The organism is Rhodococcus sp. 11-3, assembly GCF_023704055.1.
GTDB classification, from domain to species: domain Bacteria; phylum Actinomycetota; class Actinomycetes; order Mycobacteriales; family Mycobacteriaceae; genus Rhodococcus; species Rhodococcus aetherivorans.
Genome location: NZ_CP080407.1, coordinates 1 through 9,839, shown reverse-complemented (window position 1 = coordinate 9,839; position 9,839 = coordinate 1). Strand labels below are relative to the sequence as shown.

The window sequence follows — 9,839 nt, the reverse complement described above, 5'->3', positions numbered from 1 at the left end:
GCTGCGGGCGCAGGGCCTCAAGTACCGGGAGATCGCCGACGAGCTCGGGATCACCGTCGGGTCGGTCGGCAAGGCGTTGTCTGACGCCCGTCGATACGCCGCGAAGTCCGCGAAGGCAACTGGCTAAGCCAGCTAGATCACGCCCCGTCTACGGGCCCACGTACGCGAGACAGCGCCCCACCGAAGCAGGTGGGGCGCTGTTCGTCGGTTCTACCGGCTGTAGACCCACGTCCGGTGTTGCATGTCCGTCGTCGACCAGTTGATCCGCACCCCGGACCCCGACGACGGGAACTTGACCTCGAAGCCCTTGCCCGGGTCGACCGGGGCCGGCACCGTGTGATCGAAGTCGACGCCCGTCCCCTGCATCGTGACCATGACCGCCTTGGCGCCTGTCTCGTTCGTGAACCGGACTCGACCACCATCGACCACGCTCACCGACCACGGTTCTGCCATGACTCCCCCTCGCATCCCGCAACCGGCGCACGCCGGTTGTCCGGTCGATGCTGGCACACGACCCCGACAGTGGAACCTCCATGCCACACCGGGTGCCGCACCCGCGCCGCACCAGAGTTGCGATCTTGTGCAACATCTGATTCCGGTCTGGGACAGATCGCCGAACGCATGTTACCGGGACGCAACGCTGGTGAGAGGAGTGTTCCACCCTCCCGCGCGGGGTCCGGTTCGGGGTGCCTGCGGGCGCGCAGCTCGGCTCCGACCCCCGATCCTTCCCACATTTTGGGATCAAAGAGGGCAGAAGCAGAGCGAAGAACGTGAGATACGTCACCAATATTAGATCTTGTTGGGCGCCAGCTGGTGGTGTATAAGCCCCCTACCTGCGGCAAAGACTCCCTGACCGGATACGGTTAGACGATTGGCCTGTTGGCTCATTTTCCATTCCGATACGGTGGGGTCGGTAGAGTACCCGCTCGTGACCGCAAGAGCAATACCCAATGACGCATATCACCGCCCGACCCTCGACGCCCACGCCGTCGCCGCACTGACCGGGCGCAGCGCCGACGCCGTGAAGATGCTCCGACTCCGGGGACGCGGCCCCCGCTACTACAAGATCGACGAGAAGCTCGTCCGCTACTCCCTCGCCGACGTGGACGCATGGCTCACCGCCAGCCCCGTCGACACCGCTGCCTGACTCCTGATTCGCCCGCTGCGGGACGAGTACACCCGCACCGGCCCCGGTGTTCACCGGACGCCGACACCCCCTCAGAAACGCAAGAACCCCGAGTGCTGGAACACCCGGGGATCGGTCTTGCGCTACCTGAAAGCTGGTCCGTTGCATGACCATTCCTTCGCCTAGACGGTATCACGAGCCGCGTGCAGGACACGCCCGCCGACGTGACGCCGCCCTCCGCCTGGTGCCGCTCGACAACGGCATCCGCGACCCCCTCCACACCCCCACGACCACCACGCTGCCGACCCCGCAACCGTTGCCCCCCAACCGGTTCGGACCCTCCGGCATCGACCTCGACCACCTGCGGGACTCTGCCGACGCCTTGGCCGCATTGACCGGCACCCCCGGCGACTGCTGGCACCTCGACGACGCCCGTGCCCTCTGGCACCGCGACCTCCCCGGGGATCGGGACGCCGCACAGCGGATCGCCGACCACCTGCTCGCTGTCGACACGCTCGGGCCACTCGGGGCCGGCGCCCCCGCAGCGTCTCCCACCTGCCCCGTTGTCCCGTTCCCGTCTCGCCGCGTCGACCTCGACGCCGACCACGAAGGATCTACCGCCGCATGACCGCGCCCCGTATCGCCAGCCCCGCCGACGTGCTCGCCACGCGGGACCGGCACCGCGACACCGCCCCGGTGTCCGCCGACGAGCTCGAGCAGTTACTCGCCCTGCCTGACGCCACCGACCGCCCCGAACCTGCTGCGTCCGTGGACTTCTGGACCCGCCGACCGGTCCTGACCCATGTCCTCGAGTTCGCTCGCGCCCGCCGTGCGGGACCGTGGGCAGTGCTCGGCATCATCCTCGCCCGGGCCGTCACCGCCACCGAGCCGAACGTGCAGCTTCCCCCCATCGTCGGGGGTCCGGTGTCGATGAACCTGTTCGTGGCGCTGGTGGGCCCGTCCGGTGGCGGGAAGGGTGCAGCCGAAGGCGCAGCCCGCGCCGCCGTTCGGTTCGCCGACCACAACGGGATCGACGTGGACGTGCCGACGTTCACGCTCGGGTCCGGGGAGGGTCTCGCGCGCACGTTCGCCGAGCCGTCCGAGCGGGAGCTCGAGGAGGGTGCCAGCCGTTGCACCCGGGCGATGTTCGCCGTCGCCGAGGTCGACACCCTCGCCGCGCTCGGCTCCCGCACCGGCTCGACCCTGCTCCCCGAGCTCCGCAAGCTGTACTCCGGTGAGCAGATCGGCTTCCAGAATGCGAACCGCGCGACCCGCCTGGTGATCAACGCCCACGACTACCGGGCGTGCCTCACGATGGGCGTGCAGCCCGCGAAGGCCGGCGCACTGATCCACGACGCCGACGGAGGCACCCCGCAGCGTTTCTTGTGGATGCCGGTCGGTGACCCCGACGCCCCGGACGTGCGCCCGACCGAACCGGCACCGTGGACGGTGAAGGCTCCCCGGTGGGGATACGACCCCGTTTACCTCGACGTGCCCGGGCAGGCCCGCCGGGAGATCGACCGGCACCGGCTCGCTGTGCTGCGTGGTGAGCCGGTCGATCCGCTGGACGGGCACCGGATGCTGTCGCGGCTCAAGGTCGCCGCGGCTTTGGCGATCCTTGACGGCCGCAGTGTCGTCGCGGACGACGATTGGGCACTGTCCGGCATCGTCATGGCGAAGTCCGACCAGACCCGCGCTGGGATCGAGCGGACCCTCGCCGAGCAGACCCGCAAGGCGAACCGTGCCCGCGCCGAGATGGATGCCGAGCGCGCGGTGATCACCGACGAAGCGAAGGCCGCCGGGGAGGTCGCCCGGGTACGCAAGCAGGTACTCGCCAAGCTCGACCGGGCACCCGGGGGTATGGCACGCGGTGAGCTCGTCCGTGGTCTCAAGGCTGGCTTGCGGGGGCACCTCGACGACGTTCTCGCTGAACTCCTGGCCGCCGGGCAGATCACCTCGACCCCGGAGTCGCGGGGCGTCCGGTACGCCCGTGCGTGACAACCGTCGGTGTACCAAAAGTACACCGGTACACCGATAAAACACACTCTGACCTGCGGTTTCTATCGGTGTACCGAAGTACACCGGTACACCGATAGACCGCCCTCACCCCAGAATGGACCCCGGATATGACCCACGTCACAGGCCCCGGCTTCGACGACGCGCTGCTCGATGACGCCCTCGCCACCCTCGAGGCCACCCTCGACGGACTCGACGCCGAACTCACCGCCCTCACCACCCTTACCGCCACCGACCACGACACCCTGCTCGCCGAGGTCGCGCACGACGCACTCCGGGCCGTACTCGATGCCCCCGACGCCGACGCCGCCCTCGCCCTCGCCCAGATCGCCGACACCGCCCGCGCCACCTTGTCGCTGATCGCCAGCACCACCGGCAATGACGCCCGCCGCGCCCGGGCGACCCGCGCCCTCGACAGGATCACCGTCGCCGCACGCGCCACCCGCGCACAGTGGATCGCTCAGGGGGCCGCGTGAGCGGATCGCACGTCCGACGCCCCAAAAGGCCGACGCTCGCCGAGCAGCACGCGCCGCGCGTCGCCGAGCTCACCGCCGAAGGCATGTCCTGCCGCGAGGTCGCCGCCGAGCTCGGGGTCTCCCCGGACACCGTGTCCCGGGCCGCGAAGCTCGCCGGGGCCACCTTCGACCGGACCCGCACCGCCGCCGCGACCGAAGCGGCGAAGATCGACGCCGCCGCCCGCCGGCTGGCGCTGGTCGATTCGTTCGGGGCCGTCGCCGCCGCCGCCCTCGACCAGATCGTCGAAGCCCTCGCCGCGCGGGAGCTCGAGCCGCGCCAGCTCATCACCCTCGCCGGGGTCGCCGCCGACAAGTTCCAGAAGCTGGGTCCCGAGCATGACGCGGAAGCCGAGTCCCGCGAACGCTCCGGGCAGGCGCTCGAGGACTTCATGGATGCGATCCGTGAGTCGACCGAGGCTGACGACCCCCTCGAGATCGAGTTGTCGATGATCCCGCCCGACGCCACCCCCGCGTTCCGGGCCGCAGCAATCGCCCGGGCCGTCGACGAGTACCGCGATCGCGCGCACCGGAACGCGGGAATCCCCCTCCCCGAAGATCACGAACACTGAGATTGGAGATCACCACCATGACCGACACCACCCTCCACGCTGGACTCTCCGGCTTCCATTGGACGGGCGCGAACGCGGCCGCCGCAGACCAGCGCCGCACCATCGACGCCGCACGCCGCACCACTGCGAACTCCGAGGTTGAGCAGCTGATCGCCGCGCGCCGGCAGCGTCGTGCCGCACCGTCGGGTCGTGTGCTCGAGGAGGTCGCGCAGGCCCGGGCCGACGCCCTCGTCGCACGCAACGCCGAGCTCGATGCGGGGGCCGCAGCGCAGGCCGCAGGCAACGCCGCGGCCGCCGAGCTCGCCGCCCAGACCAACGGATTGCAGCCGCAGTGGTTCGCCGAAGGGGTCGCCGCGACCGCCGAGCGTGCCGCGCAGCGCCGCCTGGATCACCTCAACCGGCAGCGTGCCCTCATGGGTAAGCCCCCGGTGGACGCCGACGGGAACGAGATCGCGCCGCAGTGACGTCTCAATAACGCAAGGACACCCCTTGGTGACGAGCACCAGGGGGTGTCCTGTCTATCGGAACTATCCAATCCGTCGGCGAATCCGCTCGACGAACCTCATGACGGCCTTCCGGCGTTTCCATAGGAAACGCCCAGCCTGCAGCGTCCCCATCGGGATCGCTACCAGCGGTGTCGCTGCGAGTGCGACGAGTCCGAGTGGGACGCCGAGCGCCCCGAGGACCATCGCTACGAACGCAACCGCGTCGTACGCGTAGAACACATATTCGATTACCTGTCTATTCAATCTCCACTCTCTCGAAGTTCGGCGAGTCTCCCCGCCATCACCTTCAATTGTATCAAGATCTGTCGCAAAAGTCAAGTCATAATCGCAGGTCAACGGCTATTTTCGCAGTCCGGATCAGCGGCCGGAACGGTCGCGAGCGACCACGCTCACGGGCCCCAGAGACCGCTTCAAGACAGGGAAAGAACACCCCTCGACAGGCCGCGCGCCGAGGGGTGTTCTCGCCTTCCGGGGGGTTAGTCGTCGATCTCGGCGGCAGATTCCCGATCCCGCTCGGAGGCCTCCGCCCATTCCGCGATGCTCGCCTTCGCGGACTCCTCCGACCACTGGGCGATGCTGTCCTTCGCGGACTGCTCAGCCCACTCGGTGACCCACTCGGGCGTGGTGCTCTCGTCGTTCATCCCGGATCCTCCCCTGTTCGGTGCCGACGTCGATCCATTGTCGGTCCCGGGGCCGACGACCCCGCTCACCCCCGGACCCGGCGGTATCGCACGGTGTCACAAACGACCTTGAAAAGCAGGAACGCCCCGGGGCAAAAGCCGCACCGGGGCGTTCCTCAAGTACGTGGCGGGACTCGAACCCGCGACCGGCCCTTCGTTAGGGGGCTGCTCTATCCGCTGAGCTACACGCAATCCAGGGGTTGGTCCGAATCAAACCGTCCAACCATGCCAGTCTACACTACTCACGTCACTTTCGCAACAAGAATCACGATCATCCTCCCCTCAGCTCGAAAAAGAGAGCGGCGATCTCGCACAGGAGCGTCGCGGCGGCCCAGAACCGCGCTTCCCAGCCGAAAGGGTCCGGTGGCTGATGGCCGTTTCCGATCATGGCGACTCCCGGGTTCGGAGCGGATGTTCCATTTCTTCTGCCGCCGGGAAGCGCAAGCAATAGGTCGGGGGCTCACAAACGACCGATTGTGACACCGTTTCCGCAGGTGGGGCGCGGATACCGTTTCTGCAAGACCGAGCAGTGCCAAAACTCGTGTACGAAATCTAAGTGTCACTATTGCGCGCCGATACCGTTTGTGACACGCTCGAGGCATGGCAGCGCCCAAGACCCCCCGAACCAAGACCCCCAAGACGATCTACCGCGACCTCCCCGGCGGCGACTCCGCCCGCGTCGGATACGCCCGCGTGTCCACCCTCGACCAGAACCTCGACGCTCAGATCGACGCGCTGACCGCCGCCGGATGCGGGCGTGTGTACTTCGACCACGGTGTCAGTGGCGCGACGGACTCCCGCCCGGGACTCGACGCCGCCCTCGCCCACCTGCGCGACGGTGATGCCCTGGTGATTACCAAGCTGGACCGGCTCGGGCGTTCCCTGCGCCACCTGATCGACACCGTGGAAGCGTTCAAGCCCCCGGTGGGGGAGGACGGCAAGCCCCTGCTGGGAAAGGATGGGAAACCCCTCAAGGGTAAGCAGCTGGTCTCCCTTATTGACGGCATCGACACGACGACCCCGATGGGCAAGATGATGTTCCATGTGGTCGGGGCCGTCGCCGAGTTCGAGCGCGACCTGATCCGCGAGCGCACGAAGGTCGGACTTGCTGCCGCGCGTACCCGGGGCCGTAAGGGGGGTCGCAAGCCGAGCATGTCCCCCGCGCAGGTCCGGTACGCCCGAACCCTGCGCGACGACAACGGCATGACGCTCGACCAGATCGCCACCGAGATCGGGGTGTCGCGGTCGTCGGTGATCCGTCACCTCAAAGCCGACGCCGAGGTGTCCGCATGAGTAGCGCCAGCGCCTACGACCGGGGCCATGCTGCCGGGTACGCCGCAGCGGTCGACCGCGAACACGCTGGTGATGCGACCGCCGAGGACGCCGACAACGGTGTCGTGTGGTTCACCATCCCCGCCGACGAGCACCTCGACGCCGACGCTGCCACCGAGTACGAACGGGGATGGGTGCTCGGCTGGTCCGAATACCTGAGCACCCGCTGACCCGGCTACGCTCCCGCAACGCCCCTACCCCCCCCAGTAGGGGCGTTGCGTGTCTCCACGGGTGATACAGGGCGCGGATTTTGCAGCGCCTCTGCCCCGAACGGCACGTTTACCCCGATCTTCACCGACAAAACTCTCGCCGAGGAGGTGGAACCACACATTTCCCGCCTGGCCGGTAGCGTGGAATGACCAAAGAAATAGAGGTACTCCACTCTTCGAGTAGGCAGCTCCCGGCGCCGGGGCTGCACGCCCCGGAGAGGGGAGGTGTGGGACATGCCAGGAGCGCCCAGCAAGCGAAAAACCCTGGCGAACAAGTTGGAGGCGGTGACGGCCGCCCTCAACCTCGCCAGGGTCTCTCTCGGTCTCGCCATGAGATTGAGCGAGTTCCTGCAGTTCCTACAACAGTTCCTGTAGCCAGGGAACGCACACCGAACGCCGGGCCGTTGTTGCAAGCCAGCAACAGATGGTGCCGGCGTTCGTTGTGTATTACTCACGTTACTGGGAGCGCTAATTCTTGGCCATCGGCGACCCAGTGTCATAGCAAAAGAACTTTCGGCAACCGAGTGGTGGGAACTTCCGGATCCCCCCAGGAACCTCGCTTCAATTCCGCTACCACCGGCATCCCGACTGAACTAATTCGCACACATCCACGACGTCGTAACGCGATCGCTGTCGCGGACAGCGGACCGAGAAGCTCACCCCACTGAATTTCGTCGCCGTGGGGGCGATACAGCGACCCGTTTCCCGGCCCGACCCGCCCGGGCACGCCCAAACCCCGCCCGGGCGTGTCTGCGGGCGTGCGCGGTACATGAGCGGGCACGATCATGCGCATGACGACGCCGCCCGACCCCCTCGACGCCCTCGACTTCACCCCCGAACCGGATTCCACGACCCGGGGCGCGCACCTGTGCAAGGTGCTGCTCGACGCCGCCGAGTCGAGCATCGACCTCGCCGGTTCGATCCGCCGCCGGTACGACGCCCTCGACCCGGGCACCGTGCAGCTGGTCGACGACGACGAGCACCCCGTCGGGGCCGACGCGACCCGGGCCGCACTGCTGCGGATCATGTCGGGACTCGACGACGCCCTGACTGCGTTCACCATCGCCACCGAGCACATGCGCGCCGTCGAAGCGGGCGCCCGCAGGGTGTGGCCGGCCCCCGGGGATGCGTCATGACCCCCGATGACGACGGGCGTCCGCGCTGGTCGGCGTCCGAAGCCGCGAAACGGTGCGGGGTGTCCCGATCGACGATCCAACGGGCGATAGCCGCCGGGAAGATCACCAACGTGGAGCAGACCCCCGAAGGCTGGTCGATACCGCTGTCGGCGTTGCTCGCCGCCGGATTCACCCCTGACCGCCCATCCCCGCCCGACCCCGCCCCCGACCATGCCCGGGTGGATACCGAACATGTGCGCGCCGCTGACCAGCTCGCCGCCGAACTACGGGAAGCCCGTACCGCCCTCGCCGAAGCCCGTGCCGAAGCCGAGCGGGAGCAGGTACGACGGGCCGCTGCCGAAGCCCTCGCCGCCGAGCGGGATCGAATCATCGACGCGCAGGCGCAGGCGTTGCGGATGCTCGAGTCGGGTCGGTCTCCGGCTCCGGCGTGGTCACCGGGAGGGATCACCCCTGCCCCCGTCACGGACCCGTCACCGCCGGCCCCCGGTCGTCGGGGTCTGGTGGAGCGGATCGCGGGACGGTTGGGGATATGACGACCTGCCGTGTGGACGGGGGTGTCCACACGGCAGGTCGTGTCCCGGATAGTTACGAACATCGACGTTGCGACGGGCGCGCGCATCCTCATGCCGGTATCCAGTCCCCGGGGGAAAGTCGCCTAGCGGGGTGGTCGCCCCGCAGTTACCTGATATGGCTGGCGTGTCCTACTGGAATAATGATCTTGGGGGTGGCAGGGTGTCGGGTGTGACTGCGGTGATGACGAGTGACCAGTGGGCCGACGAGGTACTGCTGCCGCACCGTCCGTATGCGACCGACGACCTCGCTCGCGGGCAGTACCGCCGCAGTCGGGAGCGCGCGTTGCTCATGCGCTACATCGAGCACTCCCCACACGCGCTGCTCGGGAGCATCGTTGTCGACTGCGATCACGCCGACGCCGCAATCCGGGCGTTCGAGCGGCCCCGGGATCACCCCACACCGTCGTGGGTGGCGCAGTCACCGTCGGGACGGGCACATATCGGTTGGTGGCTTGCCGCCCCGGTGTGCCGCACGGATTCCGCCCGGTTGCAGCCGTTGCGGTTCGCGCAGCGCGTGGAGGCTGGTCTGCGGGTGTGCGTCGACGGGGACTTCGCTTACGGGGGGCAGCTGACGAAAAACCCGATCCATCCGTCGTGGGAAACCATCTGGGGTACCGACAAGGCGTATGAACTGCGAGATCTTGTCACCCTCCACACGCCCCGGCAGATGCCGCGCCGCCCTGACCGGGCCGCTGGTCTGGGCCGGAACGTCACGATGTTCGACACCGCGCGCAAGTGGGCGTATTCAGCATGGTGGGAGCACCGCGACGGCACCGCGACGGCATGGGAGCAGCTGGTGGTGCAGCGGTGCCACACGGTCAACACCGAGTTCTCGGTGCCACTGCCGTTCGTGGAAGTCCGCGCGACCGCGCAGTCGATTGCCCGGTGGGTGTGGCGCAACTTCGACGAGCAGGAGTTTCGCGCGCGGCAGTCCGCGCGCGGGAAGATCGTCACCGAAGCCAAGCGCGAAGCGAACCGCAAGCGCGCGACGAAAGTGGATCGCACGAAGGCGATGGAGGTTTTGCTGTGAGTGCCGAGCAGCGGCAGCGGCGGAAGATCACCGCGCGCGAGGGTGCCGAGCAGCTGGGAGTATCGACGCGCACGATCCGTCGCCTGGTCGCCGAGCCGCGCACCGAGTACGAAGCCCGCGCCGAGCAGCGCCGCGCGCAGGTGCTCGC

General features: G+C 68.1%; 14 protein-coding genes and 1 tRNA gene. 12 read left to right on the top strand and 3 right to left on the bottom strand.

Annotated features, from left to right (window positions below; translation table 11 throughout):
• Nucleotide 1 precedes the first annotated feature (1 nt).
• Nucleotides 2-127, top strand: a complete 126-nt coding sequence (locus tag KZJ41_RS28390; RefSeq protein ID WP_256997147.1) for a sigma-70 region 4 domain-containing protein — start codon at nucleotides 2-4, stop codon at nucleotides 125-127.
• A gap of 83 nt (nucleotides 128-210) precedes the next feature.
• Here the strand turns inward: KZJ41_RS28390 and KZJ41_RS28385 are convergent, their stop codons facing one another.
• Nucleotides 211-453 carry a hypothetical protein gene (locus KZJ41_RS28385; protein WP_251551151.1) on the bottom strand — a complete coding sequence of 81 codons (243 nt, stop codon included), beginning with the start codon at nucleotides 451-453 and terminating at the stop codon, nucleotides 211-213.
• 475 nt (nucleotides 454-928) lie between these two features.
• Between KZJ41_RS28385 and KZJ41_RS28380 the strand changes: the two genes are divergently transcribed.
• The 6 genes from KZJ41_RS28380 (at nucleotide 929) to KZJ41_RS28355 (ending at nucleotide 4,690) form a co-directional block, all read left to right on the top strand.
• On the top strand, nucleotides 929-1,147 hold the full coding sequence (locus KZJ41_RS28380) for an AlpA family transcriptional regulator (RefSeq protein WP_251551149.1): 219 nt from the start codon (nucleotides 929-931) through the stop codon (nucleotides 1,145-1,147).
• 223 nt (nucleotides 1,148-1,370) lie between these two features.
• Complete coding sequence (locus KZJ41_RS28375; protein ID WP_251551147.1) at nucleotides 1,371-1,754, top strand: hypothetical protein; 384 nt, start codon at nucleotides 1,371-1,373, stop codon at nucleotides 1,752-1,754.
• On the top strand, nucleotides 1,751-3,124 hold the full coding sequence (locus KZJ41_RS28370; RefSeq protein ID WP_251551139.1) for a hypothetical protein: 1,374 nt from the start codon (nucleotides 1,751-1,753) through the stop codon (nucleotides 3,122-3,124). Before KZJ41_RS28375 ends, KZJ41_RS28370 begins: the two co-directional genes overlap by 4 nt.
• A 128-nt stretch (nucleotides 3,125-3,252) precedes the next feature.
• On the top strand, nucleotides 3,253-3,618 hold the full coding sequence (locus KZJ41_RS28365; RefSeq protein ID WP_251551137.1) for a hypothetical protein: 366 nt from the start codon (nucleotides 3,253-3,255) through the stop codon (nucleotides 3,616-3,618).
• Nucleotides 3,615-4,226 (top strand): helix-turn-helix domain-containing protein, encoded by a 612-nt coding sequence (locus KZJ41_RS28360; protein ID WP_251551135.1) that lies wholly within the window; start codon nucleotides 3,615-3,617, stop codon nucleotides 4,224-4,226. Before KZJ41_RS28365 ends, KZJ41_RS28360 begins: the two co-directional genes overlap by 4 nt.
• Nucleotides 4,227-4,243: 17 nt before the next feature.
• On the top strand, nucleotides 4,244-4,690 hold the full coding sequence (locus tag KZJ41_RS28355; protein ID WP_251551133.1) for a hypothetical protein: 447 nt from the start codon (nucleotides 4,244-4,246) through the stop codon (nucleotides 4,688-4,690).
• 518 nt (nucleotides 4,691-5,208) lie between these two features.
• On the opposite strand, the gene KZJ41_RS28350 is transcribed toward KZJ41_RS28355, so the two are convergent.
• A complete protein-coding gene (locus KZJ41_RS28350; protein WP_251551163.1) occupies nucleotides 5,209-5,373 on the bottom strand; it encodes a hypothetical protein in 165 nt (54 codons plus the stop codon).
• Nucleotides 5,374-5,531: 158 nt separating this feature from the next.
• Nucleotides 5,532-5,603 (bottom strand) — tRNA-Val (locus tag KZJ41_RS28345).
• 409 nt (nucleotides 5,604-6,012) lie between these two features.
• On the opposite strand from KZJ41_RS28345, the gene KZJ41_RS28340 reads away from it, so the two are divergent.
• The 5 genes from KZJ41_RS28340 (at nucleotide 6,013) to KZJ41_RS28320 (ending at nucleotide 9,691) form a co-directional block, all read left to right on the top strand.
• Nucleotides 6,013-6,705: a recombinase family protein gene (locus KZJ41_RS28340; protein ID WP_251551161.1), complete on the top strand. Its 693-nt coding sequence runs from the start codon at nucleotides 6,013-6,015 to the stop codon at nucleotides 6,703-6,705.
• Nucleotides 6,702-6,914 carry a hypothetical protein gene (locus tag KZJ41_RS28335; RefSeq protein WP_251551159.1) on the top strand — a complete coding sequence of 71 codons (213 nt, stop codon included), beginning with the start codon at nucleotides 6,702-6,704 and terminating at the stop codon, nucleotides 6,912-6,914. Before KZJ41_RS28340 ends, KZJ41_RS28335 begins: the two co-directional genes overlap by 4 nt.
• 830 nt (nucleotides 6,915-7,744) lie before the next feature.
• Nucleotides 7,745-8,089: a hypothetical protein gene (locus KZJ41_RS28330; protein ID WP_251551157.1), complete on the top strand. Its 345-nt coding sequence runs from the start codon at nucleotides 7,745-7,747 to the stop codon at nucleotides 8,087-8,089.
• On the top strand, nucleotides 8,086-8,622 hold the full coding sequence (locus KZJ41_RS28325; RefSeq protein ID WP_251551155.1) for a hypothetical protein: 537 nt from the start codon (nucleotides 8,086-8,088) through the stop codon (nucleotides 8,620-8,622). Before KZJ41_RS28330 ends, KZJ41_RS28325 begins: the two co-directional genes overlap by 4 nt.
• Before the next feature lie 130 nt (nucleotides 8,623-8,752).
• Nucleotides 8,753-9,691, top strand: coding sequence for a replication initiation protein (locus KZJ41_RS28320; RefSeq protein WP_251551153.1), 939 nt, complete (start codon nucleotides 8,753-8,755; stop codon nucleotides 9,689-9,691).
• Nucleotides 9,692-9,839 lie beyond the last annotated feature (148 nt).

Coding starts and splice junctions, on each gene's coding strand:
- KZJ41_RS28370 (WP_251551139.1), top strand. CDS start 1,751: ATGACCGCGCCCCGTATCGCCAGCCCCGCCGACGTGCTCGCCACGCGG.
- KZJ41_RS28385 (WP_251551151.1), bottom strand. CDS start 453: ATGGCAGAACCGTGGTCGGTGAGCGTGGTCGATGGTGGTCGAGTCCGG.
- KZJ41_RS28355 (WP_251551133.1), top strand. CDS start 4,244: ATGACCGACACCACCCTCCACGCTGGACTCTCCGGCTTCCATTGGACG.
- KZJ41_RS28340 (WP_251551161.1), top strand. CDS start 6,013: ATGGCAGCGCCCAAGACCCCCCGAACCAAGACCCCCAAGACGATCTAC.
- KZJ41_RS28330 (WP_251551157.1), top strand. CDS start 7,745: ATGACGACGCCGCCCGACCCCCTCGACGCCCTCGACTTCACCCCCGAA.
- KZJ41_RS28335 (WP_251551159.1), top strand. CDS start 6,702: ATGAGTAGCGCCAGCGCCTACGACCGGGGCCATGCTGCCGGGTACGCC.
- KZJ41_RS28325 (WP_251551155.1), top strand. CDS start 8,086: ATGACCCCCGATGACGACGGGCGTCCGCGCTGGTCGGCGTCCGAAGCC.
- KZJ41_RS28350 (WP_251551163.1), bottom strand. CDS start 5,373: ATGAACGACGAGAGCACCACGCCCGAGTGGGTCACCGAGTGGGCTGAG.
- KZJ41_RS28365 (WP_251551137.1), top strand. CDS start 3,253: ATGACCCACGTCACAGGCCCCGGCTTCGACGACGCGCTGCTCGATGAC.